Annotated in this window: 28 protein-coding genes; 16 read left to right on the forward strand and 12 right to left on the reverse strand. The window is 72.1% G+C overall.

The genetic code is table 11. The features are described from left to right. Positions 1-100 precede the first annotated feature (100 nt). Together AB0M93_RS46165 and AB0M93_RS46170 are read left to right on the forward strand one after the other, a co-directional pair. Positions 101-1,384: a PHB depolymerase family esterase gene (locus tag AB0M93_RS46165; RefSeq protein ID WP_364287008.1), complete on the forward strand. Its 1,284-nt coding sequence runs from the start codon at positions 101-103 to the stop codon at positions 1,382-1,384. A gap of 83 nt (positions 1,385-1,467) precedes the next feature. Further along, positions 1,468-1,680 carry a hypothetical protein gene (locus AB0M93_RS46170; RefSeq protein ID WP_364287011.1) on the forward strand — a complete coding sequence of 71 codons (213 nt, stop codon included), beginning with the start codon at positions 1,468-1,470 and terminating at the stop codon, positions 1,678-1,680. A 428-nt stretch (positions 1,681-2,108) separates the two neighbouring features. Here the strand turns inward: AB0M93_RS46170 and AB0M93_RS46175 are convergent, their stop codons facing one another. After that, positions 2,109-2,624: an ATP-binding protein gene (locus tag AB0M93_RS46175; RefSeq protein ID WP_364287014.1), complete on the reverse strand. Its 516-nt coding sequence runs from the start codon at positions 2,622-2,624 to the stop codon at positions 2,109-2,111. Between the two features lie 249 nt (positions 2,625-2,873). On the opposite strand from AB0M93_RS46175, the gene rho reads away from it, so the two are divergent. Then, positions 2,874-3,935: a transcription termination factor Rho gene (gene rho / locus AB0M93_RS46180; protein ID WP_364287017.1), complete on the forward strand. Its 1,062-nt coding sequence runs from the start codon at positions 2,874-2,876 to the stop codon at positions 3,933-3,935. A 4-nt stretch (positions 3,936-3,939) separates the two neighbouring features. Here the strand turns inward: rho and AB0M93_RS46185 are convergent, their stop codons facing one another. The 5 genes from AB0M93_RS46185 to AB0M93_RS46205 all read right to left on the reverse strand — a co-directional run bounded on the left by AB0M93_RS46185 (position 3,940) and on the right by AB0M93_RS46205 (position 6,368). Further along, positions 3,940-4,116, reverse strand: a complete 177-nt coding sequence (locus AB0M93_RS46185) for a hypothetical protein (protein WP_364287020.1) — start codon at positions 4,114-4,116, stop codon at positions 3,940-3,942. Between the two features lie 32 nt (positions 4,117-4,148). Further along, the gene (locus tag AB0M93_RS46190; RefSeq protein WP_364287023.1) at positions 4,149-4,457 is read right to left on the reverse strand and encodes a hypothetical protein; all 309 of its coding nucleotides are present in this window, start codon (positions 4,455-4,457) and stop codon (positions 4,149-4,151) included. Positions 4,458-4,555: 98 nt separating this feature from the next. Beyond that, positions 4,556-4,756: a DUF3072 domain-containing protein gene (locus AB0M93_RS46195; protein ID WP_364287026.1), complete on the reverse strand. Its 201-nt coding sequence runs from the start codon at positions 4,754-4,756 to the stop codon at positions 4,556-4,558. 76 nt (positions 4,757-4,832) lie between these two features. After that, on the reverse strand, positions 4,833-5,255 hold the full coding sequence (locus AB0M93_RS46200; protein WP_364287029.1) for a hypothetical protein: 423 nt from the start codon (positions 5,253-5,255) through the stop codon (positions 4,833-4,835). Between the two features lie 60 nt (positions 5,256-5,315). Further along, on the reverse strand, positions 5,316-6,368 hold the full coding sequence (locus AB0M93_RS46205) for a C40 family peptidase (protein WP_364287031.1): 1,053 nt from the start codon (positions 6,366-6,368) through the stop codon (positions 5,316-5,318). 462 nt (positions 6,369-6,830) lie between these two features. Between AB0M93_RS46205 and AB0M93_RS46210 the strand changes: the two genes are divergently transcribed. Then, positions 6,831-7,661, forward strand: a complete 831-nt coding sequence (locus tag AB0M93_RS46210; protein ID WP_364287034.1) for a peptidoglycan-binding protein — start codon at positions 6,831-6,833, stop codon at positions 7,659-7,661. 83 nt (positions 7,662-7,744) lie between these two features. Then, positions 7,745-8,563 carry an LLM class flavin-dependent oxidoreductase gene (locus tag AB0M93_RS46215; protein WP_364287037.1) on the forward strand — a complete coding sequence of 273 codons (819 nt, stop codon included), beginning with the start codon at positions 7,745-7,747 and terminating at the stop codon, positions 8,561-8,563. Here the strand turns inward: AB0M93_RS46215 and AB0M93_RS46220 are convergent. After that, positions 8,505-9,455: a threonine/serine dehydratase gene (locus tag AB0M93_RS46220; protein WP_364287040.1), complete on the reverse strand. Its 951-nt coding sequence runs from the start codon at positions 9,453-9,455 to the stop codon at positions 8,505-8,507. The genes AB0M93_RS46215 and AB0M93_RS46220 overlap by 59 nt on opposite strands. A gap of 83 nt (positions 9,456-9,538) precedes the next feature. Between AB0M93_RS46220 and AB0M93_RS46225 the strand changes: the two genes are divergently transcribed. Continuing rightward, a complete protein-coding gene (locus AB0M93_RS46225) occupies positions 9,539-10,420 on the forward strand; it encodes a LysR family transcriptional regulator (RefSeq protein ID WP_364287043.1) in 882 nt (293 codons plus the stop codon). Here the strand turns inward: AB0M93_RS46225 and AB0M93_RS46230 are convergent. Further along, complete coding sequence (locus tag AB0M93_RS46230) at positions 10,404-10,949, reverse strand: helix-turn-helix domain-containing protein (RefSeq protein ID WP_364287046.1); 546 nt, start codon at positions 10,947-10,949, stop codon at positions 10,404-10,406. The two genes, AB0M93_RS46225 and AB0M93_RS46230, sit on opposite strands and share 17 nt — an antisense overlap. Before the next feature lie 63 nt (positions 10,950-11,012). Between AB0M93_RS46230 and AB0M93_RS46235 the strand changes: the two genes are divergently transcribed. Continuing rightward, positions 11,013-11,891, forward strand: coding sequence for an alpha/beta hydrolase (locus tag AB0M93_RS46235; RefSeq protein ID WP_364287049.1), 879 nt, complete (start codon positions 11,013-11,015; stop codon positions 11,889-11,891). Here AB0M93_RS46235 and AB0M93_RS46240 read toward each other — a convergent pair. Further along, entirely contained in the window at positions 11,884-12,807 is a 924-nt protein-coding gene (locus AB0M93_RS46240) for a LysR family transcriptional regulator (RefSeq protein ID WP_364287052.1), read from the reverse strand. The genes AB0M93_RS46235 and AB0M93_RS46240 overlap by 8 nt on opposite strands. Positions 12,808-12,880: 73 nt before the next feature. On the opposite strand from AB0M93_RS46240, the gene AB0M93_RS46245 reads away from it, so the two are divergent. The 4 genes from AB0M93_RS46245 to AB0M93_RS46260 all read left to right on the forward strand — a co-directional run bounded on the left by AB0M93_RS46245 (position 12,881) and on the right by AB0M93_RS46260 (position 17,174). Further along, positions 12,881-13,804 (forward strand): DMT family transporter, encoded by a 924-nt coding sequence (locus AB0M93_RS46245; RefSeq protein ID WP_364287055.1) that lies wholly within the window; start codon positions 12,881-12,883, stop codon positions 13,802-13,804. Between the two features lie 10 nt (positions 13,805-13,814). Beyond that, complete coding sequence (locus AB0M93_RS46250; protein WP_364287085.1) at positions 13,815-14,711, forward strand: NAD(P)H-binding protein; 897 nt, start codon at positions 13,815-13,817, stop codon at positions 14,709-14,711. Then, positions 14,708-15,289, forward strand: coding sequence for a CPBP family intramembrane glutamic endopeptidase (locus AB0M93_RS46255; protein ID WP_364287058.1), 582 nt, complete (start codon positions 14,708-14,710; stop codon positions 15,287-15,289). The genes AB0M93_RS46250 and AB0M93_RS46255 overlap by 4 nt, the downstream gene beginning before the upstream one ends. A gap of 103 nt (positions 15,290-15,392) precedes the next feature. Next, positions 15,393-17,174, forward strand: coding sequence for a glycoside hydrolase family 76 protein (locus AB0M93_RS46260; RefSeq protein ID WP_364287061.1), 1,782 nt, complete (start codon positions 15,393-15,395; stop codon positions 17,172-17,174). Here AB0M93_RS46260 and AB0M93_RS46265 read toward each other — a convergent pair. Further along, positions 17,171-17,641 (reverse strand): MarR family winged helix-turn-helix transcriptional regulator, encoded by a 471-nt coding sequence (locus AB0M93_RS46265; protein WP_364287064.1) that lies wholly within the window; start codon positions 17,639-17,641, stop codon positions 17,171-17,173. The two genes, AB0M93_RS46260 and AB0M93_RS46265, sit on opposite strands and share 4 nt — an antisense overlap. A gap of 82 nt (positions 17,642-17,723) precedes the next feature. Here AB0M93_RS46265 and AB0M93_RS46270 point away from each other — a divergent pair, with 82 nt between their 5' ends. After that, positions 17,724-18,365, forward strand: coding sequence for an NAD(P)H-dependent oxidoreductase (locus AB0M93_RS46270; RefSeq protein ID WP_364287067.1), 642 nt, complete (start codon positions 17,724-17,726; stop codon positions 18,363-18,365). Between the two features lie 4 nt (positions 18,366-18,369). Here AB0M93_RS46270 and AB0M93_RS46275 read toward each other — a convergent pair whose 3' ends face one another. Beyond that, a complete protein-coding gene (locus AB0M93_RS46275; protein ID WP_364287070.1) occupies positions 18,370-19,086 on the reverse strand; it encodes a M24 family metallopeptidase in 717 nt (238 codons plus the stop codon). A gap of 100 nt (positions 19,087-19,186) precedes the next feature. Here AB0M93_RS46275 and AB0M93_RS46280 point away from each other — a divergent pair, with 100 nt between their 5' ends. Both AB0M93_RS46280 and AB0M93_RS46285 read left to right on the forward strand, forming a co-directional pair. Then, a complete protein-coding gene (locus AB0M93_RS46280) occupies positions 19,187-19,693 on the forward strand; it encodes an ATP-binding protein (protein WP_364287073.1) in 507 nt (168 codons plus the stop codon). 66 nt (positions 19,694-19,759) lie between these two features. Then, positions 19,760-20,383: a response regulator gene (locus tag AB0M93_RS46285; protein WP_364287076.1), complete on the forward strand. Its 624-nt coding sequence runs from the start codon at positions 19,760-19,762 to the stop codon at positions 20,381-20,383. On the opposite strand, the gene AB0M93_RS46290 is transcribed toward AB0M93_RS46285, so the two are convergent. Next, positions 20,364-23,726, reverse strand: coding sequence for an indolepyruvate ferredoxin oxidoreductase family protein (locus AB0M93_RS46290; protein ID WP_364287079.1), 3,363 nt, complete (start codon positions 23,724-23,726; stop codon positions 20,364-20,366). The genes AB0M93_RS46285 and AB0M93_RS46290 overlap by 20 nt on opposite strands. Before the next feature lie 167 nt (positions 23,727-23,893). Here AB0M93_RS46290 and AB0M93_RS46295 point away from each other — a divergent pair, with 167 nt between their 5' ends. Both AB0M93_RS46295 and AB0M93_RS46300 read left to right on the forward strand, forming a co-directional pair. Next, complete coding sequence (locus AB0M93_RS46295; RefSeq protein ID WP_354815557.1) at positions 23,894-24,334, forward strand: Lrp/AsnC family transcriptional regulator; 441 nt, start codon at positions 23,894-23,896, stop codon at positions 24,332-24,334. A 94-nt stretch (positions 24,335-24,428) separates the two neighbouring features. Continuing rightward, complete coding sequence (locus tag AB0M93_RS46300) at positions 24,429-25,658, forward strand: DUF222 domain-containing protein (protein WP_364287082.1); 1,230 nt, start codon at positions 24,429-24,431, stop codon at positions 25,656-25,658. Positions 25,659-25,895: the final 237 nt, after the last annotated feature.

Genomic DNA, 25,895 nt, shown 5'->3' on the forward strand with positions numbered 1-25,895 from the left:
TTCGTGAGCGGCCGAAACATCCCGATAATCGTTGACCGGCCGGAGACGGCGACGAACCATCATCGCAGTTCCTCTCCCGCCCCCGGAAAGGATTTCCTCCGTGCGAAGACTCCTCACGGCCCTCTCCGCCGCCGTGCTGGCGATCGCCGCCGCGATCGTGCTGGTCGTGGCGGCCCAGCCGGCGTCGGCGGCCACGCTGACCCGGGTCACCGACTTCGGCAGCAATCCCAGCAACCTCAACATGTACACCTACGTCCCGGACCGGCTCGCCGCGCGCCCGGCGCTGCTGGTCGCGATCCACTACTGCACCGGTTCGGCGTCCGCGGTGTTCAACGGCTACGCCCACGACTACGTCACCGCGGCCGACCAGTACGGGTACGTCATCGTGTTCCCGGAAGCCACGCGCAGCGGGCAGTGCTTCGACGTCTCCTCGCCGCAGGCCCTGACCCGCGGCGGCGGCAGCGACCCGGTCGGCATCCTGTCGATGGTCAACTGGGCCAAGCAGCGCTACAACGTCGACTCTTCCCGCGTGTACGTCACCGGGTTCTCCTCGGGCGCGATGATGACGAACGTGCTCGCGGCCGAGTACCCGGACGTGTTCGCGGCCGGCTCGGCGTTCATGGGCGTGCCCGCCGGCTGCTTCGGCACCACGGACGGGTCGAGCTGGAACAGCCAGTGCGCGAACGGCCAGATCAGCAAGACCGCGCAGCAGTGGGGCGACCAGGCCCGGCAGATGAGCGGCGGGCGCAGCGGCCCGTACCCGCGGATGCAGCTGTGGCACGGCACCGCCGACGACACGCTGCGCTACCCGAACTTCGGCGAGGAGATCAAGCAGTGGACCAACTTGCAGGGCGTGAGCCAGACGCCGTCGTCGACTGACTCCCCGCAGTCGGGCTGGACCCGCACGCGCTACGGCGGCACCGGCACCCAGGCGCCGGTCGAGGGCATCAGCGTCCAGGGGGCCGGGCATGTGTTGCCGCAGAACGGGATGGTGGCGTACGCGATCGCGTTCCTCGGCCTGAACAGCAGCGGCCAGCCGACCACGACCCCGCCCACCACGACCACTTCGACCACTTCGACCACGACCACGCCGACCACGCCCACCACCACGTCGTCGCCCTGTTCGGCGGCCTACCTCAAGACGGCGGAGTGGAACGTGGGCTTCAACGGCCAGGTGACGGTGTCCGGGACGGACCACTGGGTCCTCACGATCACGTTCCACGCGCCGCAGAAGGTGATCGGCAGCTGGAACTACACGGGAACGTGGGACAGCACGGGTTACGTGCTGACGGCCCGGCCCAACGGCAGCGGCAACGTCATCGGCTTCACGGTCCAGCACGGCGGGAACCTGACCCCGCCGACGGTGACCTGCGCGACGGGGTGACGGTGGTGTCCGTCGTCACAGTGGAGGCCGGCCGCGCCGAGGCCGTGCGAAAAACTGTCGGTGGTGGCGGATAGCCTCAGCACATGAAAACGGACGACGCGACGGTCCCGGCGCACCAGCTCACCAAGGGCCAGTGGTTCTGGCACGAGCCGGCGCCGGGGCTGCCCGCGTGGCAGCTGCAGGTGAATTCGGCGGAGTTGCGGGAGGATTCCGTCGAGATCTTCACCACGGACGAGGAGCGGGAGCTGGTTTCGTACCCACGGAACCGGCTGGTTCGGCTGGCCGAAGCGGCCTGAGCCGCCGGGCTTGCGGCGGTGAGTGACTGGGGGGATGCGGAGGGTTTGGGGGATGCTGGATGGCCGCGCCCGTGAGGGTGGGGCGCGGCCATCTGGGCGAGGGGGATTTGCTTGCGGGAGAGGGTTCCGCCGGGGCACGGAGGGGCGGATTGCTTGGCCACGGTGAGGGTATTTCGGCCCTGGTGACCTGCCCGGCGCCGTGACGACTCGCTTGCGCGAGCGGATTGCCTCCGCGGGAAGCTGTCGGCAGCGTCGAGTTCCTACCGCGCACGGCTTCCTGGCGCGCGTAAGGTGATTTGCCTTGCCGTGAGCGAGTTTCCAGCGTGGCCCACTTCGGGCGCGGATCCGCGTTCAGAGCTGATGAGTCTTCGCCTGGGGCTCGATGCCCGCCGGCGATCTCTCGTGAGCCGGCGGGCGGCTTCGCTTCCTCAGGCCGGGTGGGCTTCCCGGAGCGCTGCCGGGCGCCATGTCATGCGGACCGTGGTGCCCTGGGTGCCGCTGTCGACGTCGGACTGGTCCGTCACCTGGTCGATCAGCAGCAGGCCGCGGCCGCCGGAGGTGCGCAGGCCCGCCACGCGGGGGCGGGTTGCCTTGATCCCGCAGCCCGTGTCCGTCACCGTCACCGCGTCGCCCACTCGGCGGGCCTGCAGACGGGCCCAGCCGTGGCCGTCCGGGTAGGCGTGGGCCGCCACGTTCGCCAGGGCTTCGTACGTCGCCAGCGTGATGTCGTGCGTGCTGTCCGGGTCGAGCGGGAGTTCGTTCAGCCAGTGGATCAGCTTGCGGCGCAGGCCGGCCATCTCATTGGGCAGCGCCGGCGCCAGCTCTTCGAAGGTCGAGGCGACCACGGGTCCCGCGGCGACGTGCCCGGGTGCCGTGGTCCCGGCTTGGTCGGCGTCGGACTTCTCGCCCGTATCGACGCCAGTTTCCGGGGTATGTCGATACACGATTCGCTCCCATCGATCAGCCGCGGTTCCCCCGTTGCGGCGGGCTTCTCCTGTGAACTACCCACCGCCACGGAGTCTTACCCGTTGTGCTTCGTGAGATGTCTCGCTACAGTGGAGGCGCTCCTCGCGGATGCCGGCCCCTCGGCCGCCCGGAGGCAGCTCCCCGGATCCAGGCCGCTCGGCCTCTTTCCTTCATTTCCCGGTCACGCCCATTTTCGCGTGCGCCGATCACCTCATGAGGAGACACCCATGTCCTTCCACGGAATCCTCGACCTGTCCGGCAAGACCCCCTACGTCCGGCCCGGCTACCGGGCGGCTCCCGACGACGTCGCCCTCCCGCTCGCCCTGATCCGCAAGCACAACCTGCGGCCCGGCGACGAAATCACCGGCACCCCCGAGCAGATCACCAGCGTCAACGGCGCCGACCCGGCCGAACCACGCCCCCGGTTCGCCGACCTCGTCCCGGTGCACCCGGACCGGCGGCTGCTGCTCGAAACCACGCCGACGCGGCTGCTGCCCCGCGTCATCGACCTCGTCACCCCGCTCGGCCGGGGGCAGCGCGCCCTGGTCGTTTCGCCGCCGAAAGCCGGGAAAACCACGGTGCTGAGCGAAATCGGCCACGGCCTCTCGGCCAACCACCCCGAGTGCCGGCTGCTGGTCCTGCTCGCCGACGAACGGCCGGAGGAGGTCACCGAGCTGAGCCGGACCGTGCGCGGCGAAGTGATCGCGTCCACTTTCGACCGCCCGCCCGCCGAACACGTGGCGGTGGCGGAACTCGCCGTCGAGCGCGCGAAACGCCTGGTGGAGCGAGGCGAAGACGTCGTCCTGCTGCTCGACTCGCTGACCCGCCTCGGCCGCGCGTACAACCTGTCGGCGCGCCCGTCCGGCCGGACACTGTCCGGCGGCGTCGATGCGGCCGCGTTGCAGCCGATGAAGCGGATCCTCGGTGCGGCCCGCAACGTCGAAGGCGGCGGGTCCCTCACGATCATCGCCACGGCCCTGGTGGAAACGGGTTCCCTGGCCGACACGGTGTTCTTCGAGGAGCTGAAGAGCACCGGCAACGCCGAACTCAAGCTCGACCGCAAAACCGCCGAACGTCGGGTCTTCCCGGCGGTCGACGTGGCCGCGTCCGGCACCCGGCGCGAAGAACTGCTGGTGACGCCGGGCGAACTCGCGGCGATGCGCGAAGTCCGGCGGGCGTTGCCGGGGCCGCACGCGATCGAGCAGCTGCTGGACCAGCTCCGCAAGACCGGCTCCAACGCCGAGTTCCTCCTCCGGGTGACGGGCACGGCCATCCCCGCAGCAGCCTGAGCGCTCAGGCGTCGCGACGCTCCCGGAGCTCGCCGATCACTTTCTGCCCGGCACCCTCGGCGTCCTCGACGCCGGCCGGCGGTTCGCCCTGGCCAGGCCGGTAGAGATCGTCCTCGGCCCGCCCCGGATCCGGGGTGCCGGGCCGCGCGATCTCGGGCTGCTGTTCGTTCGGTTGCGACATGCCCGGGTGGTACCCGGTCGGCGCGCCTTCACTCATCGAGGCGGCTGGTAGGGGGTGGCCTGCGGGTAGGACGGCCGTTCGGGCTCCCGGTTCAGGGTGGCGACGACGAAACCGAGCCCGACGACCAGCACGACGAGCGCACCGGCGCCAGGATCGACAGCCCACCAGCCCAATCCGCCGGCGGCCACGACCCAGGCGACGACCAGGGTGCGCTTCGCGGTGAGCGGATACGGTTTCGGCAGCTCCCGCAGGGCCACCCCGCCGAGCACGAGCAGTCCGGCGAGGGCGACGAGCAGCACGGTCAGGTACACGAGGATGTCCTCCTTCGGGGAGTCGGGCATCTCTTCGCTGACTACCCACCCGGGCGGACGGCAAGCCGTGGCGTCGCGCACAGCCTCGCCGGCTCTTCTCGGCGCCGACGCAGCCGCCGGTCAAGCCGTCAGGCGCCGCGGCCCGTGGTCTTCTGCAGGGCGTCGATCCGCTCGGACGCCTCCGCCTTCGTGAGGTTGTCCGGCACCTCCTCGCCGGCTTCCTGCGCCAGCGTCTGCAGGTACGACTTCTGCGGTCCGGTCATCGGCTCGTCGCCGGTGGTCCAGTCGCTGGGGTCCTTCTCCGGGTTCGGCTCCACCTGGTCCGTCATGACTGCTCCCTCCAAGGGTGGTCGAACATCTGTTCGTCTGCGGCCGACTGTAGCGCAGGGGTCCGACGATCGCCGGTCACGAGCCTGCCGGGGGCGTGCTCGGGGTGCCTGCCTCGTGGCCGGGCCTGCCGTGGGTGCGGCGGTCGTCCTTCATCTGCTGTTCGTGCAGGTGGCGGCGGCCCCCGGTGAGCGAGGTGAGCAGCTCGCGCTCGAGGTCCCGGCACGCCTTGTAGTAGCCGTCGTCGTACTCCTCGACGACCTGGAACGTCCACCGATCGGGGAGCACGTTGAGCCCGATCAGCTCCTCGGAGATGCGCCGCGCCCAGTCGCCGTGGCCGGCCTTCTCGAGCTGTTCCACGGCTTCGCCCAGCGCCAGGTCCGCGCTGCCGGTCAGCTGGTGGAACGAGTAGAGGTGCCCGCGAGCGCGCTCGATCGTCTCGAGCGCCTCGGTGACCTTGCCGACGGCTTCGACCGTGGCGGCGTCAGGGTTGTCGTCCATGCGCGAAAAGTGCCCCGTTCCGCGATTTCTACACCTGCGGCACGGGGCACCTCGGGGACGCTAGGCCGTGGGGCGCGTGGCTCCCGCGTACTGGCTCAGCAGCGGCGAAATCTTGACGACGTCGCCGCTCGTCGGCGCGTGCACCATCTTGCCGTCGCCGATGTACATGCCGATGTGGGACACGGGGGAGTAGTAGGCGACCAGGTCGCCGGGCTGCAGCTGGTCCCGCGACACCGGCGTGCCGAAGCCGGCCTGCGCCGAGGACGTCCGGGGCAGGCTGATCCCGGCCTGCTTGTACGCCCACTGCATGAGGCCCGAGCAGTCGAACGTGCTCGGCCCGGTGGCGCCCCAGACGTACGCGCTGCCGAGCTTGCTCAGCGCCGCGTCGACCGCCTTCTGCGCCGCCGCGCTGGGCGCCTTGACGTTCGGCGCCGCGCCGCCGGTGTCCTTCTGGGCGGCCTTGTCCGAGCTGCTGAGGTTGCGGCTCTGCGCCTCGATCTGGTCGATCTGCGCCTGGAGGTTCTTCTTCTTGCCCTCGATGTCCGAGGCCAGCTTCGCCGCCGCGTCACGCGCGTCCTGCGCCCGCTTCGCCGCGTCGGTCGCCGCCTTCTCCGCCGCCGTCGCCTTCTCCGCGGCGCCGGAGAGGTTGTCCATCGCGGCGTTCTTGTCCGTCGCGATGACCTCGAGCGCCGCCGACCGGTCCAGGAAGTCCTGCGTGGACGTTCCGGCCAGCAGCGCCGACAGCTTGTTCATCTGGACGCCGCTGGTGAACGAGGCACCGGCGAACTTGTCCACTTCGGACTGGTACTTCTGCTTCGCCGTGATCGCCTGTGCGCCGGCGTTCTTCGCGGCGGTGACGTCGGCGTTGGCCTTGTCGAGCTGACCCTGCTTGGCGGTCAGGTCGTCCTGGGCGCGGAGCAGGTCTTCGTTGAGCTTTTCCGCCTGCGCCGCGAGGTCGCGGTACTTGGCGAGGGCGTCCGACCCGGTGGGCGGGGCCTGGAGAACGGGGACGGGGGCGGCGGTGGCCACCGGCTGGGCCATGGTGACGACAGTGATCACCGAGGCCGCGGCGAGGGCACCTGACACCACGCGCTTGACGGGATGCGAACGCATTCTCGCGCGGGTCTCCTTTGCTGATCGGCCGCCGACGGGTACCGGGACGGCGAGTCGGGGGCCTCGCCCGTGCCCGGGGCGCGCTCGACCGCAACAGGAAGAGCCCGCGGAGGGGTCCGGTACCCGGAAGGGGGTATCGGCGGCGATCTCGCGTCGCCGTCTGTGGACGACCGGGGGCCGCGAGATCTCGAACAGGTTACGAAACGAGCACGGCACCGTCCAGAGGGGGGCCGTCGAAACTCTCCGTGACGCTCGTCAACACGCCTGGACCAGTGGGATCCCGAAGGTGTTGTGGCAAGGGTTACACATCGTGACGGCCGCTGTTACCGTACCCCCCTAGAGTTTACGGGGGCTCGGCGGCGCTGCCCGCCTTCCGGGCGAGGTGGATCCGGTTTGTACGTCCCTTGTATCCGGTTCGGTGATCCTCGTGACCGAAGAGATTCCGACCCCTGGAGGACAAGGATGTTCACGAAGGCCGCCGTGCTCACGGCGCTCACCGCCGCGACGTTCGCCGTGGCCGCACCGGCTCAGGCCGAGACTGCGGCCACGACGGCGCTGCCCACGGCGAACATGGAAGCCGTGCTGAAGGCGGCCCAGATCGACCCGCGCCGCGCCGACGACACCCAGACCCCGGGTGCGCACGACAGCGTCCTGCTCGTCGAGCAGGCACTGCAGGCGAAGGGCCTGCTGGCGAGCCAGTACGTCGACGGCTACTTCGGTACCACGACCATCACGGCGTACTCGCAGTACCAGAAGTCGCTGGGCTACACCGGGCTCGACGCTTCCGGCCTGCCGGGCAAGACCTCGCTGGAGAAGCTGGGCGAAGGCCGGTACACGGTCACCGACGCGGTTTCCGCCGGCAGCCAGGTGACCTACCACGGCAAGACCCTCAACACCCGCACCAAGGCGATGCTCGTTGCGGCGGAAGGAAAAGCGGGCTTCCAGGTCACCCTGACGCAGGGTTCGTACAACCCCGGCGGCGTCGACGCCTCGGCCGGGACGCACGACGGCGGCGGCGCGATGGACATCTCGGTGTCCGGCATGTCGACGACCACCCGGAACACCCTGCTGAAGGCGCTGCGCAACGTCGGGTTCGCGGCCTGGTACCGGACGCCGGCGCAGGGCTTCGAGTACCACATCCACGCGATGGCCATCTCCGACCCGGACCTGTCCTCGGGTGCCCAGCACCAGACCGGCGACTACTACCTGGGCATGAACGGACTGGCCGGTCGCGGCGCCGACGACGGCCCGCAGGTCGCCAAGGTCACGTGGGAGGAGTACCAGCGCGGCTGAGACCGGGCGCGCGCCCGGCCGTGGTGGCACGGCCGGGCGCACCGGTGGTTTGATCGAAGGACCAACGACATGGGGGTGCTTCGATGCCGCAGAAGGCGTTCCGGTTCGGCGTGGTCGCGGGGGCGACCGAGGGCGGCGCGAAGTGGCTCGCCACCGCCCGCCGGGCCGAAGAACTCGGCTATTCGACGCTGCTGTGCCCGGACAACCTGAACATGCCGTCGCCGACCGCCGCGCTGGCGGCCGCCGCGGCGGCGACGACCGAGCTGCGCGTCGGCTCGTTCGTGCTGGCGAGCCCGCTGCGCACCGCGCGGGCGGCGGCCTGGGAAGCGCGCAGCCTGACCGTCGTCACGGACGGGCGGTTCGAGCTCGGCCTCGGCACCGGACGGCCGGAAATGCGGCAGCAGGCCGGGGAACTCGGGCTGCCCTACGGGTCCGGGCAGGAGCGGCTCGACTCGATTTCCGAGACGATCGACCACGTCCGCCGGCTCGACGGGGACGCGCACACGCCGGTGATGATCGCCGCGGGCGGGCCGAAGGTGCGCCGTCTCGCCGGGCTGAAGGCCGACATCGTCACCCTCGCCGGCGGCGTGCTGACCACCCGCGAGGAGATGTCCGGGCACGTCGAGGAGATCCGGTCCGCCGCCGGTGATCGCGAGGTCGAGCTCGCGATGAACATCTGGGTCGTCGGCGAGCAGGTGCCGCCGTGGATCCGCGGGTTCATCGGCGTCGACGCCGAAACGCTCATCGAGCACGACTCGCTCGGCCTGCTCCGCGGCGACGTCGACGACATGGCCGCGGAACTGGAACGCCGTCGCGAGGAACAGGGTGTGTCCTACTTCAGCGTCAACGGCGCGTTCCTCGAGGAGTTCGCGCCGGTGGTGGAGCGGCTGTCGGGGAAGTGAGCGTCGCGGGGTCGGTGTTGGCGCCGCACAGCACGACGGCGACCCGTTCGCCCGGCGCCGGCCGGTAGGCGCCGGAGCGCAGGGCGGCGAACGCCGTCGCGCCGCCGGGTTCGACGGCGAGGCGGTAGTGGTCCCACAGCGCCGTCCTGGCTTCGAGGATGGCGGCGTCGTCGACCAGCACCGAGCCCGCGTTCGCCCGGGTGGCGACCGCGAAGGCGATGTCGCCGAGCCGGGAGGCGCCCAGCGAGTCGGCGGCGACGCCGGAGACCTCGACCGCGACCGGCTCGCCCGCGGCCAAGGCGGCGTGCAGCGTCGGGATCGTGCGCGGTTCGACGCCGACCACCCGCGCCCGCCCTTCGACCGCGGCGGCGACACCGGCCAGCAGCCCGCCGCCGCCGACCGCGACGAGGATCGTGTCCAGGTCGCCGGCCTGCTCCAGCAGCTCGAGGCCGAGGGTGCCCTGCCCGGCGCAGATGTCCGGCTGGTCGTAGGCGTGGCAGAAGAGGTCGCCGGAGTCCGCGGCGTCCTTGACGGCGGCGTCGTAGGCGTCGGCGTACTTCTCGCCCACCAGCTCCACCGCCGCGCCGAGCTGCCGCAGCTTCGCGACCTTCACGGCGGGCGCGGTCGCCGGGACGTAGACGCGCGCCGGGAGGCCGAACTCGCGGGCGGCGTGGGCGACGGCGAGCCCGGCGTTGCCGCCCGACGCGGCCACGACGCCGGTCTGCCCGTCGGCGGCGAGGATCCGGTTGAAGGCGCCCCGGGCCTTGAACGACCCGGTGTGCTGCAGGTGTTCGAGCTTGAACCACACGCCGTCGTCCGCGAACACCGGCGTCCGGCGGATCCGGCCCTCGATGCGCGCGGCCGCCCGTGCCACGTCCGCTGTGCTGATCATGGCTCCAGCATGCGCGCGGGCCGCCGTAAGCACCAGCGAGGTCTCCTATGCTGGCATTAGCGACGCTTACGGCTGGAGGTCCCGTGCTCGACGCCCACCGCCTGGCCGTGCTGGCCGAGGTCGCGCACGCCGGCTCGATCGCCGCGGCCGCCCAGCGGCTGGCCTTCACGCCCTCCGCCGTCTCGCAGCAGCTGGCCAAGCTGGAGCGGGACGTCGGCGCCCGGCTGCTGCACCGCCACCCGCGCGGCGTCACGCTCACACCGGCCGGGGAGGAGCTGCTCGTCCACGCCGAGGCGATCGTCGGGGAGCTGCGCGCGGCCGAGCGGACGGTCAGCGCCCTGCTCGACGAGGAGCTCACTGTCGGCACCTTCGCGAGCGCGGGGATGACCCTGGTGCCCGCCGCGCTCGCCGGGTTCCGCCGCGACCACCCCGGCGTGGCGCTGCGGCTGCTGGACCTGGAGCCGCCGGACGGGTACGGCCTGGTCAGCTCGCGCGACCTCGACCTGCTGATCACCCACCGCTATCCCGGCGCCCCGCTGCCCGACCCGCGCGGCTTGCAGCGGACGCTGCTGCGCTCGGAGCGGTTCCGGCTGATCCTGCCGAAGGGCCACGCGAAGGCGGACGCCCGCCGGCTCACCCTGCGGGCCCTGGCGGGCGAGGACTGGATCTCCGGCAGCCCGGGCGTGCCCAACCGCGCCTGCCTGGAGCAGCTCGCCGACGCCGCCGGCGTCAGGGTCCGGGTGGCCTACGAAACACGGGACTACCAGGTGATCCTGGCGCTGGTGGAGGCCGGGCTGGGCATCGCCTTCGTGCCGGAGAGCGTGCTCGAACGGGTGGGCTCGGAGCGCATCGAAGTGCGCGACGCCGCGGACGCGCGGCCGGCGCGGGAGATCTTCGTGGTCCACCACCGGCGCCCGGGGCGGCTGGTCACCGAGATGGTGGCCCGGCTCAGCCGTCCGCGGTAGCCGGGCCGGCGGCCGGGAACTGGATGGGGCTCAGCAGGTAGCGGACGCGGTCCGCGGTGGGTTCGTGGCCCATCCGGCGCACGATGACCTCCCGCAGCTCGCCGATCAGGTCGGTCAGCTCGGCGCGGCTGAGCCACAGCGCGTGCTGCCGGTAGCCGACGAGATCCGCGGCCGGGTCGGCGTCCTCGCGGTCGAGGTAGGCGTTGAACTCCGCGATGAGCGCGGCCATCGCGGTCGCGAACACGCGCCGGTGGTCCTCTTTGGACACCGAGGCCGCGGTGGCTTCGTCGACCACGGCGCGCTCCCGGCGCAGGCGGTAGCGCCGCTCGACGGCGCCGTGCACCCGCTGCTCGCCTTCGACCTCGAGGATCCCGCCGTCGGCGAGCACGCCGACGTGCCGGTAGACGGTCGCCTTCGAGACGTCCGGCAGGCGTTCGCACAGCTCGGACGTCGTGCGGGTCCGGCCGCCCGCCATCGCGTGCACGATCCGCAGCCGCACCGGGTGCACCAGCAGGTTCAGAGAATCCACGCGCTTATGTTCTCATGCGTGATACCGTTCTCAAAGTTGAGAATGCAGACTCTGGAGGGACCCATGCTCAGCACCGAACTGCCACGCGGCCGGACCTACGACGTCGACGGCCGCACGCTGCTGCTGGACCGCGCGGGTACCGGCGGGCCGCCCGTCGTGGTGCTGCCGGGGGCCGGGCTCGTCGGCCTGGACTACCTGAACATCCACACCGCGGCCGCGGAGTTCACGACGAGCGTGCTCTACGACCGCGCGGGCACGGGCTGGAGCGACCCGGTCGCGCTGCCGCGCACCGCGGCCGAAGTGGCGACGGAACTGCGGGACCTCCTGCGGGCCGCCGGCGTCGAAGGGCCGTACGTGCTCGCCGCCCACTCCCTCGGCGCGGCCTACGCCCGGCGGTTCGCCCAGCTTTTCCCGGCCGACGTCGCCGGGCTGCTCCTGCTGGATCCGGGGCACGAAGACCTCTTCGCCCACCTGCCGGCGGAGGCGGCCGAGCTGCACGAACGGATGAAGCAGGCCGCGGCCGACCTGCCGGACCTGACCGAGGACCAGCTCCGGACCGCGCGGGCGCAGTACGCCGAACTGTTCGCGAAGTGGCCGTCCGACGTGCGGGAAAAGCTGGTCGAGCACCACCTGGGCAGCTGGCGGACGGTGCTCGAGGAGACGAAGGACGAGGACGCCGTCCACGCTGAACTCCGGGCCGGCGGTGCGCTCCCGGACGTCCCGCTGATCGTGCTCACCGCGATGGGGCGCAACCCGTACTGGGAACAGTTCGGCTCCGAAGAGCTCATCGTGGCGGCCCAGCGCGGGATTCGCGACCTGCACGCGTCGATCGCGGCCGCGGTCCCGCGTGGCGAGCACCGGGTGCTCGACGACGCCGCGCACCAGTTCCTGCACATCCAGCGCGAGGACGCCGTGGTGCAGGCGATCCGCGACCTCAGCTGACCGCCCGGGCCGTCCCCTCGAACCGGGTCGAGGCCGCGCGCAGCGCGTCCAGGCAGGCCCGCACCGCGCCGGTGTCCTCCTCGCCCGCCCGGCAGATCGCGAAGATCGTCCGCGTCAGGGCGGGACGCGTGGTCAGGATGCGGACGCCGTCGGGGAGGCGGTCTCGGGCCAGCCGGGGCACCAGCGCGGCGCCGACGTTGCCCGCCACCAGGGCCAGCTGCGTCGGGTAGCCGCCGACCGTGCAGCTGATCCGGGGCTCCAGCCCCTGCTTGCGCAGCACCTGCACCAGCCACTCGTGGCAGCCGGACCCGGCGGTCCAGCCGATCCACGGCAGATCGTCCACTTCGGACAGATCGACCGTCTTGCGGTGGGCCAGCCGGTGCCCGGCGGGCAGGGCGAGGTCGGCGACGTCGGCGAACAGCGCGGTGCCCGCCGCCGACGGCGGGATCGCGGTGGGGCGGTCGGACCAGCTCTCCACGACGGCGACGTCGAGGTCGCCGGACACGACCCGGGGGATCGTGTGCTCCGCCTCGCCCTCGTGCAGCGTCACCGCCAGCCGCGGGTGCTGCGCGGCCAGGGTGGCCAGCGCGGGCGGCAGCAGCGCGTGCACCGTCGTCGGGATCGCGCCGACCCGCAGCGGCCCGATGACGTCCTCGCGCAGCAGCTCCAGGTCCGCCTTCGCCTCGGCGACCTGCGCGAGGATCCGCCCCGCGTGCCCGGCCAGCACGTGGCCCGCCTTCGTCAGCCGGACCCCGCGGCCGCGCGGCTCCAGCAGCGGCTGACCTGCTTCACGTTCCAGTTTCGCCAGCTGCTGCGACACGCCCGACGGCGTCACGTGGAGGGACGCGGCCGCCGCGGCGACCGAGCCCTGCGTGGCGACGGCGTGCAGCGCCCGCATCCGTTCAAGTCCGAACACGGTAGCGATGCTACTGGAATCCGCGCAGAAACATTCGCTTGTCCTTGACAGTTGCCGCCCGCACGCTGGAAGGGTGACCACGACCGCCTCCCGGCCCGCCCGGACGTTCACCCGCCGTTTCGACCCGCGGCTGCTCGCCGCGCTCGGCAGTTTCTGCATCGCGCTGTCGTCGGTCTTCATCAAGGTCTCGCACGCCAGCGGCAGCACGAGCGCGTTCTGGCGCTGCCTGCTCGCCCTGCCGGTGCTGCTCCTGCTGGCCGCGCGCGAACGGCGGCAGGCCGGCCCGGCCCCGCGTCGCCGGGTGCTCCTCCCGCTGCTGGCCGGGACCGGGCTCGGCCTGGACTTCGTGCTCTGGGGCGAGGCGATCCCGCGGGTCGGCGCGGGCATCGCGACGGTCCTGCTCGCCGTGCAGGTGGTGATCGTGCCGCTGCTGGCGTTCGCGTTCCTGGCCGAGCGGCCGTCGAAGCGGTTCCTCGCCGCGGCGCCGGTGCTGATCGGCGGGATCGTGCTGGCCGGCGGGTTCGCCGGCACCGGCTCCTTCGGCCCCGATCCGGTGACCGGGGCCGTCGCCGCGCTGCTCGCGGGCGCCGGGTACGCCCTCTACCTGTTCCTGATCCGGCTCACCGGCGGCACCGGGGCGCAGGCGCACTCGCTGGTGCTCGCGACGGTGTCCGCGGGCGCGGTCGCCGTGGTGCTCGGCATCCCGACCGGCACGCTCGACCTGACCCCGGGCTGGCCCGCGTTCGGCTGGCTGCTCGCGCTCGCCGGCGTCGGCCAGCTGGCGGGGTGGCTGCTCATCTCCGCCGCGTTGCCGCGGATGTCGGCCACCACGGGGGCGACGCTGATGCTGCTGCAGCCGGTCGGCGCGGTGCTGCTGGGCATCGTCCTGCTCGGCGAGACGCCGGGGTGGGCGCAGCTCGCCGGCTGCGCCGGGGTGGTCGCCGCGGTCTGCTTCGCCGGTGGCGCAAGATCTGCGCGCGAAGGCCGTCCCGGCTAACGTCGCGGGCATGCGGGTGCTGGTGGCCGGGGCGTCGGGGTTCGTCGGCGGACGGCTGTGCCCGGAGCTCGAAGCCGCCGGGCACGAGGTCCTCGCGATGACCCGCCACCCCGCGAAGTACCGCGGCGCCGGGAAGGCCGTCCGCGGCGACGTCGCCGACGTCGGTTCCCTGCGTGACGCGCTCAAGGGCGCCGAAGCCGCGTACTACCTCGTGCATTCACTCGACAGTGCGGACTTCAAGCGCCGCGACGCCGACGCCGCGCGGGCGTTCGCCCGGGCTGCGGCCGACGCGGGCCTGCGCCGGATCGTCTACCTCGGCGGCCTCGGGGACGACGGCGACTCGCTGTCGGAGCACCTGGCCAGCCGCCGCGAGGTCGAGCGGCTGCTGGGGGAGACCGGGGTGCCGGTGACGGTGCTGCGGGCCGGGATCGTGATCGGGCACGGCGGCACGTCGTGGGAGCTGACGCGCCAGCTGGTCGAGCACCTGCCGGCGATGGTCACCCCGCGCTGGGTCGACACCCGCACCCAGCCGATCGCGGTCGCCGACGTCGTCCGCTACCTGGTGGGCGTGCTCGACCACCCGGACGCCGCCGGGCGGACGTTCGACATCGGCGGTCCCGAGGTGCTGGCGTACCGGGACATGCTGCAGCGGGTGGCGGCGATCCAGGGCCGTCCGCTGCTGATCCTGCCGGTCCCGCTGCTGTCGCCGCGCCTGTCGTCGTACTGGCTGTCGCTCGTCACCGACATCGACGTCACGACCGGCCGCGCGCTGATCGACTCGATGACCAACGAGGTCGTCGTCCGCGACGACGCGATCCGCCGGATCGTCGAGTTCGAGCCGATGGGCTACGACGAAGCCGTCCTGCAGGCGCTGGGCGAGCGCGCGAAGAGTCGGCGGACGGCGTGAAGGCGGTCCTCGCCGCGGTGACGGCCGCCGGCTCCGGCCTGCTCGGCGCGTCCCTGGCCAGCCGTCCGGGATCCCGCCGGTTCCACGTCCTGACGGCGTCGGTGGCGGCGACCTGGCTGGCGGGAGCCAAGGCGACCGGCCCGGTTTCCCGCGGCCGCCGCGACATCGCCCAGCCGGTGGCGGCGGGCGTGGGCGCGTTCGCGGCGTTCTACGGGTGCGCCCTGGTGGCCCGCCGCATCCCCCCGCTGCGCCGCGCGATCACCGGCGTCCTCGACCACGCCCACCGCGGCCCGACGGCCTCGGTGGCGGCGACGACGCTGGCGACGGGAGCGGCGGAGGAGGTGTTCTTCCGCGGCACGCTGTACGGCGCGCTCGGCCCAGCCGGATCGACGGCGGCGTACGTATTGTCGACAACGGCGACGCGCAACCCGGCCCTGGTCCTGGCATCGGCGGCGATGGGCACGCTGTTCGCCTGGCAGCGCGGGCGGTCGGGCGGGGTACAGGCCCCGTTGCTGACGCACGTGGTCTGGTCGGCGTTGATGCTGCGGTTCATGCCGCGGCTGTTCCCACCGGACTGAGGCAAACCGTTGTCCGGAATTCACCGCAACCGGACAGAATCCTTCGAAACCGCCGGGGGAGTTCCTATCCTGGAACGAACCCCGTGCGTGGAGAGGGATGTCGATGCGGACATTGCTCGTGCTGCTGCTCGTGCTCGCCTCCCTGACCCCGGCCCCCGCCGCGACGGCAGCCGCCGCCGTGTGCGGCACCTTCTGTGACACCCGAGATCCGTCGCAGGCCGCGCGGGAAACCTTTCCCCTGCCCGACAAAGTGATCAACGGGCGCCTCCTGCGGCTGCACGCCGACGATCCCGATGGCATGGCGTGGGCGAGCATCGACCAGGGCGTCGCCGGGGACGCCGTCTGGCTGGACCGGTCCTGGGACGGCGGTGCCTCCTGGGAAGGGTTGCTGGGCAAGGCGAGCATCCCCGGCACCTGGACCGGCACCCGCACGCTCATGTACAACCTCACCGATCCCGCGCACCACCGCCGCGGCCTGGTCCGGGCCTGTGGTGACGCGCAGGGCGTCGGCTGCACCGCGTGGATCTACCCCGACGTCTGCGACAGCGCCTGCGACCGCAGCGCCCCGGCGGCCGGGGACAGCCAGCCGGTGGCGCCCACCACGCTCTTCGGCCGCACCATCCGGCTGCACTTCGACGGCCGCGGCCTGGCTTGGGCCGGTGTCGAGGCCGGCGGGGCCGGGGACGAGGTCTGGCTCGACCGGTCGTGGGACGCCGGCGCGAGCTGGCCGGACGGCTCGTCGCTCGGCCGCACCAGCGTCCCCGCGGGTGCTACCGGCACCCACACGGCGGCGTTCGCCACGCGCGATCCCCGCGGACGGCTCTACGGTGGCGCGGTGCGGGCGTGCGGTCGCGAAGCCGCCCACGCGCAGGGCAGCTGCACGGCCTGGGCGCGGCCGGCGACGACCCGCGCCGCCGGGGCGCTGGATGCGCTGATGTGGTCCTACGACCCGTACGCCGCGTGGTGGCCGTCGAGCTGGTGGAACTCGGCGGTCGCCGTCACCGCGGTCGCCGACGCGGGCGGGTTCGACGCCGCGCTGGCGCGCACCTTCGACGTCAACCGTGTCGCTTTTCCCGCCGGGGCGCGGAGTTCCGATCCGATCGACGGGGATTTCCGCAGCCGCGCCATCGACGACAGTGCCTGGTGGGGGCTGGCCTGGATCGCCGTCTACGACCGCACCGGCGACCCGCGCTACCTCGCCGAAGCGACGACGATCGCGGACTACGTCCACGGCTTCTGGGACACTTCCACCTGTGGTGGCGGGGTCTGGTGGGACCGCGAGCGGACGTACAAGAACGCCGTCACCTCGGGGCTGTACCTGCGGTTGACCGCGTCCCTGCACCGGCGGATCGCCGGCGACACGGTCTGGGGCTCGCGAGCCCGCACGGCGGGCGACTGGTACCTCGGCAGCGGCCTGGTCAACGGCGCGGGCCTGGTGAACGACGGCTTGACGGCGGCGTGCGCCAACAACGGCCAGACCGTCTGGACGTACAACCAGGGGCTCGGGATCGGCGGCCTGCTCGAACTGTGGCGCGCCACCGGCGTCCAGTCCTATTTGGACGCGGCGAAGCGGCTGGCCGACGCCGCGATGGCCCGGCTCACCTCGGGTGGCGTGCTCGTCGAATCCTGCGACACCGGCACGGCGTCCTGCGACGACAACCAGAAGCAGTTCAAGGGCATCTTCATGCGCTACTTCGGTGACCTCGCCGCCGCGACGGGCTCAGCGACCTACCGCGCGTTCGCGCAGAAGCAGGCCGACGCGCTGTGGACCGGCGACCGCGACGCGCTCGACCGGATCGGGCAGCGCTGGACCGGCACCACGCCGAACGCGGCGGACTGGCGCACGCAGGCGTCCGGGCTCGAAGCGATCCTCGCGGCCGGCTAGCACGGATCGGCTTCGCGGCAGGCTTCCGTACCCGTCTTGCGGGTCGCCTGCTGGAGGAGTTCGTAGAGCGTTTCGCGCTGGTCGTCGCCGAGGGTGCTGAACACCTCGTCCTCGACCGCGGCGAGCGCGAACTCGGCCCGCGCGAGCAGCTTCGCGCCGACGTCGGTGAGCTCGACGACGTGGCGGCGGCGGTCGGCCGTCGACCGGCGCCGCTCGACGAGGTTCTCCGCCTCGAGGTCGTTCAGCAGGCCGACGACGTTCGTGCCGTCCATCTCGAGGATCTTCGCCAGGTCCTGCTGCGAGCTCTCGCCACGGTCGCGCAGCACCGTCAGGGCGATGAGGTGCCGTGGCCGGATCCCGAGCGGCGCCAGCACCGACTCGCTGCGCAGCCGCAGCCGGCGCGCCAGGTGGTCGATCAGCGCGCCGCAGCGGTGGGGCGGCTGGTTGACGACCGGCAGCGAGGACATGTGCCCAGTATATGGGCTCAGCAATGGTCGGTGTGCTATTAATGATTTGTCCTACACCAACAATCTATGGACGGCTAAGAACATGGCGCATCTCCTCCACATCGACTCGAGCATCCAGGGCGACCGCTCGGTGAGCCGCCGCCTGAGCGCGCGGGCCGCCGCCGCGTGGCGGGCCGCCCACCCGGACGGCACGGTCACCTACCGCGACCTGGGCGCGAACCCGCTCCCGCACGTCGACACGGCCGGCGGCCAGGCCGGCACGGTGCCGCCCGAGCAGCACACGCCGGAGCAGGCGGCGGCGTGGGCGCGGATCGTCGAGGTCGTCGGCGAGGTCAAGGCGGCCGACACGGTGCTGCTGGGCCTGCCGCTGTACAACTTCGGCGCCCCGAGCAGCGTCAAGACGTGGGTCGACCACCTCATCGCCCCGGGTCTTTCGGTCGACCCCGAGACGTCCGCCGGCCTGCTCGGCGGCCGCGAGTTCGTCGTACTGGCCAGCCGCGGGGGCGGCTACGGCGAAGGCACGCCCCGCGAAGGCTGGGACCACGCCCAGCAGTGGCTGCCCCACGGCGTCGCGCTGACCGGGCTGGAGCCGCGGTTCATCACGGCGGAGCTCACGCTGGCGCCGGTCCGCCCGGCGCTCGCCGAGCTCATCCCGCTGGCCGAGGAGAGCCTGGCGGCGGCGGAACGCGCCATCGACGAGCTGTGGGTCCCCGCCCGCGTCTGAAAGGTCAGGAGCCGGCGGCGGGCCCGAGGGTCAGCAGCTGCTCCAGGAACCCGCCGATGCCCAGCTCGCGGTCCACGAGGTGCACCTCGAGGATCCAGTGCGACGTCTGCCCGTTGCGGTCCGGCCGCCGCATCGGGTAATCGCTCCCGGGCGCGATGTAGGACTCGAGCCGGTCCCCGTCGATCGTCTCGTGCGGGAACTGGCCGACCAGGTGGCCGGCGATCTCGCCGCCGAACTCCCAGCCCGCCTCCCGCGCCAGCTCCACCATGTGCGCGTACAGCTCGGCACCCGTGATGTCCGGCCGCGCGGCGAAGTACGCGCGGCCGGCGTCGAACACCACCGGCAGGGTGTCGCGCAGCCGGTGCTTGACCGGGTCGTCGCCGAGCACGAACGTCCGGCCGAAGTCCGCTTCGAACTCCTCGAAGATCGGGCCGAAGTCGGCGAACACGATGTCGTCCTCGGCGAGGACCCGGTCGGGCGGGTTCTGCCGGTACGGCTGCAGCGTGTTGATCCCCGCCCGGACGATCCGCTTGTGCCAGTACCGGCGGATGCCCAGCAGCTCGCCGGCCAGGTCCCGGATCGCGTCGCTGGCCTCGGTCTCCCGGACGCCGGGGACGAGGATGCCGCGTTCGCCGACCGCCGCGAACAGCTCGACCGCCTTGGCCTGCGCGTCCAGCAGCCGTGCGGCGCGTACTGTCTCGTCTTCGACCAGCTCACCCATGGCCCCGACGGTAGCAACGCCCGGCACGGGCGGTACCGTGCCGCGGCGGGCGGACTGGCAGACTGCGGCACGGGCCGCACCTGGGCGAGGAAGGTCAGGTTTGAGCGCGCACACCTCCCAGATGGACGACATCCGGCTCGTCGCGCAGCCCAGCGCGCTGCCGGTCACCGAGCTGTTCGTCCGCCTGATTCTCACCGACTGGTCACTGATGCCGATGCTCGAGCAGGTGACCGCCACCGCGAAACGGCTGGTCGAGGCCGTGATCGACGCCAGTGACCCGAAGGCGCCCGCCTTCGTCACGCTGCGGCTGCGGCTGCGCGCCGAGGTGCTCTCGATCGAGGTCGACGACGACATCCCCGGCCGGCCGGAGCCGCAGGCCCGGCTCGGCGAGCGGCTGGGCGTCGCCCCGGCCGACGGCGGCGGCCGCACCACCTGGTGCGAACTGCCGCTGCCGGGCGGGATGACCGCGCGCCAGGTGCGCCTGCCGCGGCGCCAGGACCGCCGGACGCTCGTCGACGAGCCCGTCTCCGGCGACCCGGTGGCCGCCGACCCCGAGGTGCTGGAGCGTCTCCTCACCCGGCTGAGCGGCTGGTCCGGCCAGGGCTGAACCGCTTCCGCCCGCGCGTCCGTGCATCCAGGCAGGGGATGACGTGGAGGCGAGGAGGCAGCCGCCGTGCGGATCGTGATCGCGGAAGACGACGCCCTGCTGCGGGAAGGGCTGGTGCTGCTCCTGCGCAGCGAGGGTTTCGAGGTCGCCGCCGTCGACCACGCCGCCGACCTGGTGACGTCGGTCGAGGCCGCGGAGCCGGACCTGGCCGTCGTCGACGTCCGGATGCCGCCGACGTTCACCGACGAAGGGCTCCGCGCCGCTCTCGAAGCCCGGCGGCGTGTGCCCGGCCTGGCGATCCTCGCGCTTTCGGCGTTCATCGAAGACGGCTACGCGGGCGACCTCCTGGCCGCGGGCGGCGGGGGAGCCGGGTACCTGCTCAAGGAGCGCGTCGGCAAGCCCGGCGAGTTCCTCGACGCGCTGCGGCGCGTCGCCGCCGGCGGCACGGTCCTGGACCGGGACGTCGTGGCGGTCCAGCTGGCCCGACCCCGGCCGGGCGACCCCGTGGCGACGCTGACCGCGCGCGAGCGCGAGGTCGTGGCGTTGCTGGCCGAGGGCCACTCGGTGCCCACGATCGGCCGGCTGCTCGGCATCGGCACCGCCGCGGCCCGGCAGCACGCCGGGGACGTCAGCGCGAAGCTGCGCGTCCCCGACGGCGCCCAGGCGATGCTCAGCTACCTGCGGGCGTGAGCACCTCGGCCTGCCGCTCGCGGTACCGGGCCACGTTGGCCAGCTTGACGTCTTCGTAGCCGCGGACGAGGTCAGGCAGCTCGGCCAGGGCCCGCGCCCGGCCGGCGTCCCCGGCGCGCAACGCCTGCAGGACGACGCTGCGGTAGTCCTCGATCAGCTCGCGCTCGACCCGGCGCACCTCGGCGCGGCCGAACGGGTCGAACCGGGTGCCGCGCAGCCGCCGCAGCGCGTGCAGCAGCCGGAACGCCGGGCGGAACCACGGGCCGAGGCTGATCTTGCGCCGCATCCCGAGCGCCCGCAGCACCGGCGGGTGCAGCCGGTAGGCGTACCGCGTGCCGACGCCGAACTGCTCCTCCAGACCGTCGGTGAACGCGGGGTCCAGCGACAGCCGGGCCACCTCGTACTCGTCCTTGTACGCCATCAGCTTGTACAGGTGCTTTGCGACGGCCTCGGTGAGCTCCGTCGGCCCGTCCTCCAGCACCCGCACCTGCTCGACGAACTCCGCGTACGCGCGGGCGTAGGCCTTGTCCTGGTAGGCGATCAGGTCGGGGATCCGGATGTCGAGCAGCCGCGCCAGCTCGGAGCCGGGCTCGGCGTGCACCAGTTTCCGCACCCCCGTGGGCCTCGCCGCGGTCTTCACGGGCTCCGGGGCTTCCGCCGGAGGTTCGGCGACGAGCCGGCGGCCGTGCCGGAACGCCTGCAGGTTCGCGGCGACCTGGGTGCCGTTCAGCTCGATGGCGCGCTCGATCACCGACGCGGGCAGCGGGATGGCGCCGGTCTGGAAAGCCGCGCCGAGCTGCAGCACGTTGGCGAACTGGTCGTCGTCGAAGAGCTCCTCGGCCAGGCCGCGCGCGTCCAGCGACACCGTGCGCTTCGCCGCGGCCTCGAGGGGCGCGAGCACGCTGCCGGTGTCCGGGAAGGACACCGTCGTGTCGACGACCATCCGGCCGGTCGGCACCTCGGTCGTGGAGACGACGGCGGTCGTGCGGGCCGGGTCGGCGACGCCGAGGTTCGCCGCGTCCGCGCCGACGAGCGCGTCGCAGGCGAGGTAGAGGTCGCATTCGCCGGCGGCGAGCTTCGGCGCCTGCTCGACCGGCTCCGCCGTCACCTTGAGGTCGGAGACGACCGCGCCGCCCTTCTGGGCCAGCCCGGTCTGGTCGAGCGTGCGGACGTGCCGCCCGTCGAGCACCGCCGCCGTGGCGAGGATCTGCGTCACGGTGACGACCCCGGTGCCCCCGATCCCGGTGATCCGCACGGTGAAGTCCTTCGCCGGCGTCTCCGGCGCCGGGACCGCGTCGGCGGCCAGCTCGGCCGGCTTCCGGCGGCGCTTGCGCCCGGTGGGCACGACGGTGACGAACGACGGGCAGTCGCCGGCCAGGCAGGAGTAGTCGACGTTGCACGACGACTGGTGGATCGCGGTCTTGCGGCCGAACTCGGTCGCCACCGGCTGCACGGACAGGCAGTTCGACTTGGTCCCGCAGTCGCCGCAGCCTTCGCAGACACGTTCGTTGATCACCACGCGCGTCGCGGGGGCGGTCTGCTTGCCGCGACGGCGTTTCCGGCGCTTCTCGGCCGCGCACTCCTGCTCGTGGATCAGCACGGTGACACCCTTGACCGCTGCGAGCTCTTCCTGGGTGCGCACGAGCTCGGTGCGGTCGCGGACCTCGACGCCGGCGGGCAGCTTCCGGTGCTTCGCCGGCGCCTCACTGGTGATCACGACCCGCTTCGCGCCTTCGACGAGCAGCAGCTCCGCGACCTTTTCGACGGGCAGCCCGCCGACGGCGTCCTGGCCGCCGGTCATCGCCACGGCGGAGTTGTAGAGCAGCTTGTAGGTGATGTTGACCCCGGCGGCGACCGCCGCGCGCACGGCGAGGCTGCCGGAGTGGGTGAACGTGCCGTCGCCGATGTTCTGGACGAAGTGCTCCGCCTCGACGAACGGCGCCATGCCGATCCACTGCGTGCCTTCACCGCCCATCTGCGTCACGCCGAGGACGGTGCCGACCTGGTCTGGCTCCATGAACAGGGCCATCGTGTGGCAGCCGATGCCCGCGCCGACGAGCGTCCCTTCCGGCACCTTCGTCGAGGAGTTGTGCGGGCAGCCCGAGCAGAAGTACGGCGTCCGCGCGAGCAGCGGGACGGCGATGCGCTCGCGCTTGCGCCGCCCCCGGTAGGCGTCGACCGACGGGATGCCTTCCGGCAGGACCCTGGCCAGCCCGGCGGCGATGCCGTCCGGGTCCAGCTCGCCGAGCTCGGTGAACAGCGTCCGGCCGTCGAAGTCCTTCTTGCCGGCGATCCTCGGCGCGTCGGGGACGCCGTAGAGGAGCTCCTTCAGCGCGGTTTCGACGAACGCGCGCTTCTCTTCGACGACGATGATGGCGTCGAGGCCGTCGGCGAACTCGCGGACGACGGCGGGCTCGAGGGGATGGATCGCGCCCAGCTTGAGCACGCGGATGCCGTGGCCGTCCAGACCCAGCGTGCGCATCGCCTGCTGGAGGTCCAGATAGGACTTCCCGGCGGCGGCGATGCCGATCCGGTCGGCCGGCCCGCGCGCGGTGATCCGGTTGATCCGGCTCGCGCGCAGGTAGTCGAGGACCAGCGGGAGCCGGACGGTGAAGAGGCTGCGTTCCAGCGCGGCGAGGTCGGCGCCGAGCAGCCGTGTCGTCGGCGTGTGCCGGTAGCCGCCGGGCAGTTCCGGCGCGGTCCACTCAGGACTGACGGTGGCGGTGCCGGACGCGTCGGCGACGTTGGCGACGACCTTCAGCGACGTCCACAACCCGCTCGCCCGCGACAGCTCGACGGCGTGCATCCCCAGGTCCAGGACGTCCTGGGCGTCGGCGGGGAAGAGCACCGGGATGGCGAGATCGGCGAGCGCGAGCTCGGACGCGCAGGGAACGGTCGAGGACTTGGCGTTGGGATCGTCGCCGACGAGGGCGACGGCGCCGCCGCGCGGATCGGTGCCGGCCAGGTTGGCGTGGCGGAGGGCGTCGGAGGCGCGGTCGAGACCGGGCGCCTTGCCGTACCAGAAGCCGGTGACGCCTCGCCGTCCCCCGGCGGACGTGACCAGCTGACTGCCCATCACCGACGTCGCGGCGAGCTCTTCGTTGAGCCCTGGCCGGTGCACGACGTCGTGCTTCTCGAGCAGCGTGGCGCGGCGCCCGAGTTCGAGGTCGTAGCCGGCCAGCGGCGAGCCTTCGTAGCCGGAGACGAAGACGGCGGGGTCACCACCGCGGGCGCGGTCGTGGCGCACCCGGTCGAACAGCAGCCGGACGAGGGCCTGCACCCCGGTCAGGTGCACGGTCCCCGCCTCCCGCAGATAGCGGTCCTCCAGCGTGAACGTCTCCACGGCGCAGCTCCCTTCGCTTCGTGCTTCGTGCTTCGTGCTTCGGGGGAGAGTGCGACGTGGGCCACACGGACGCAACAGTTCCGGAGGTTCCGGCGGCTCTCGCGCAAGGTTTTGAGCGCCTTGGCCGCGTTTGACGCCGTTTTTTGCGTGTGACTAGTCTCCGGCGTATGCCCGAAGAGCTGCTCGACGCCACCGACCACGAGATCCTCGGCCTCCTGCGCGAGGACGCCCGCCGGACGCTGTCCGACATAGCGGACCGGGTGACGCTGTCCACGGCGGCGGTCAAGCGCCGCATCGACCGGCTGCGGGAGAGCGGGGTGATCACCGGGTTCACGGTCCAGGTCGACCACGCGAAACTGGGCTGGGGGATCGAGGCGTTCACCGAGCTGAGGTTCGTGGGCAACACAAAGGTGGCAGAGATCCTCCGCACGACAACGCGCATGCCGGAGGCCCAGGCGGTGTTCACGATCGCGGGCGATCCGGATGCGTTGGTGTGGCTGCGGGTACGCGACATGGCCCACCTGCAGAAGACGATCGACGAGATCCGCCGGCACCACCAGGTGACCGGGACGAAGACGTTGATCGCGCTCGAATCGTGGTCTCGTTAGCCGTGCGAGTTTCCTGGTGTGGCTGGGATGCCGCTTCGCTGGTTGCACCCGTTCGTGTGATGATCAGGTGTTCGATTGGCGGTATTGTTGAGGTATGGCCCCGAACGTGATGCAGGAAGCCGAGGCGGTGGCGCTGGCCGACCGTGTCGGTGAGCTGCTCACGGCCATCCGCTCTGCTGAGGCCGAGCTGGGTGCTGTGTTGGTGGAGATCGAGCAGCGCGGGGTGATGGAGCTGTTCGGCTACCGTTCCCTCGCGCGGCTTCTCGAGCACCTCGCGGATGTGCCGAAGGCGGCGGCGGAGCGGGTGGTGCAACGTGCCCGGGCCCTCAACCCCGGCCGCGCTCTCGATGGCACCCCCATTCCCGCCCTGGCCCCGGCCACCGGTGTTGCGGCTCGCTCGGGTCGGCTGAGCACCCCGATGATCGACGTGATCGTTGGTGCCCTCACCGATATCCCGCCCGAGCACCGCGACACCGCCGAGAATCATCTACTGTCCTTCGCTGCCGAGGCCGGGCACAAGCAGGTCGCTGCGCTCGGTGCGCGGATCCTGGCCCACCTGGACCCCGACGGCCCTGAACCCGAGGACACCGAACCGGCCACCCCGACCCGCGAACTGTCGCTGCGGCGGAAAAGATCCGGAATCTGGGAACTGCACGGCAGGTTCGACGACGAGACAGGTACCCGCGCCAGCGCCCTGCTGGATGCGTTGGCGCAGCGCCGCACCACCGACGAGGGTCCGGATCTGCGGTCCCCGCAGGAACGCTACGGCGACGCCTTCTCCGACACTCTCGACTTGGCGTTGAACTCCCCAGAGCTGCCGATGCAGGCGGGGGAACGTGCCCACGTCCTGGTCGCTGTCTCCCTGGCTGACTTGAAGTCGGGGGTGGGTGCGGCGACGTTGGGTGACACCGGCCGGATCTCCGCGGCCGAGGCGCGGATCCATGCCTGCGACAGCATGGTCATCCCCGCGGTGCTGGGCGAGAAAAGCGAACCGCTCAACCTCGGCCGTCTCCGCAGGTTGATCTCCGCTGGCCTGCGCCGCGCCCTGTACCTGCGCGACCGCGGGTGCGCCTTCCCGGGCTGTCACCGCCCGCCCCGGCATTGCCAGGGGCATCACATCCGGCACTGGGCCGAGGGCGGTCCCACCGATCTGGGGAATCTGGTGTTGATGTGCGCCCACCACCACCGGTTGCTGCACCGCTCCGGCTGGGAAGTCCGCATCGCTCCCGATGGCCTCCCGGAGTTCCTGCCACCGGTGTTCTTGGACAAACATCGAAAACCCAGGCGTAACAACCTGCACCAACCGCTGCCCTTCGCAGCCTGAAGATGGGAAAGGCCCGCAGCCCACGGCTACGGGCCTACACCCACACCCCGCCAGGCGTAGCGAAGGCTGCCAGTGGCGATCGCCGTCGCCCGGCGTCGCAACTCCGTCGGATACTCCTCGTCCGGCGCTGCTGGAGGCGGGTTTAGGACTCAGTTCAGAATGAGTTTGCGGAGGCAGATTACGGAGCAGGCCAGGCTGAGGATGGCTTGGTGGACGTTGGCTCGTCGTTCGGTGCGG

The organism is Amycolatopsis sp. NPDC051102 (genome assembly GCF_040682815.1).
GTDB lineage: Bacteria > Actinomycetota > Actinomycetes > Mycobacteriales > Pseudonocardiaceae > Amycolatopsis.

Bases quoted from the DNA above. Each gene is read 5' to 3' on its own strand.
- AB0M93_RS46170 (WP_364287011.1), top strand. From the start codon at position 1,468: ATGAAAACGGACGACGCGACGGTCCCGGCGCACCAGCTCACCAAGGGC.
- rho (WP_364287017.1), top strand. From the start codon at position 2,874: ATGTCCTTCCACGGAATCCTCGACCTGTCCGGCAAGACCCCCTACGTC.
- AB0M93_RS46185 (WP_364287020.1), bottom strand. From the start codon at position 4,116: ATGTCGCAACCGAACGAACAGCAGCCCGAGATCGCGCGGCCCGGCACC.
- AB0M93_RS46190 (WP_364287023.1), bottom strand. From the start codon at position 4,457: ATGCCCGACTCCCCGAAGGAGGACATCCTCGTGTACCTGACCGTGCTG.
- AB0M93_RS46195 (WP_364287026.1), bottom strand. From the start codon at position 4,756: ATGACGGACCAGGTGGAGCCGAACCCGGAGAAGGACCCCAGCGACTGG.
- AB0M93_RS46200 (WP_364287029.1), bottom strand. From the start codon at position 5,255: ATGGACGACAACCCTGACGCCGCCACGGTCGAAGCCGTCGGCAAGGTC.
- AB0M93_RS46205 (WP_364287031.1), bottom strand. From the start codon at position 6,368: ATGCGTTCGCATCCCGTCAAGCGCGTGGTGTCAGGTGCCCTCGCCGCG.
- AB0M93_RS46210 (WP_364287034.1), top strand. From the start codon at position 6,831: ATGTTCACGAAGGCCGCCGTGCTCACGGCGCTCACCGCCGCGACGTTC.
- AB0M93_RS46215 (WP_364287037.1), top strand. From the start codon at position 7,745: ATGCCGCAGAAGGCGTTCCGGTTCGGCGTGGTCGCGGGGGCGACCGAG.
- AB0M93_RS46220 (WP_364287040.1), bottom strand. From the start codon at position 9,455: ATGATCAGCACAGCGGACGTGGCACGGGCGGCCGCGCGCATCGAGGGC.
- AB0M93_RS46235 (WP_364287049.1), top strand. From the start codon at position 11,013: ATGCTCAGCACCGAACTGCCACGCGGCCGGACCTACGACGTCGACGGC.
- AB0M93_RS46250 (WP_364287085.1), top strand. From the start codon at position 13,815: ATGCGGGTGCTGGTGGCCGGGGCGTCGGGGTTCGTCGGCGGACGGCTG.
- AB0M93_RS46260 (WP_364287061.1), top strand. From the start codon at position 15,393: ATGCGGACATTGCTCGTGCTGCTGCTCGTGCTCGCCTCCCTGACCCCG.
- AB0M93_RS46265 (WP_364287064.1), bottom strand. From the start codon at position 17,641: ATGTCCTCGCTGCCGGTCGTCAACCAGCCGCCCCACCGCTGCGGCGCG.
- AB0M93_RS46270 (WP_364287067.1), top strand. From the start codon at position 17,724: ATGGCGCATCTCCTCCACATCGACTCGAGCATCCAGGGCGACCGCTCG.
- AB0M93_RS46275 (WP_364287070.1), bottom strand. From the start codon at position 19,086: ATGGGTGAGCTGGTCGAAGACGAGACAGTACGCGCCGCACGGCTGCTG.
- AB0M93_RS46295 (WP_354815557.1), top strand. From the start codon at position 23,894: ATGCCCGAAGAGCTGCTCGACGCCACCGACCACGAGATCCTCGGCCTC.
- AB0M93_RS46300 (WP_364287082.1), top strand. From the start codon at position 24,429: ATGGCCCCGAACGTGATGCAGGAAGCCGAGGCGGTGGCGCTGGCCGAC.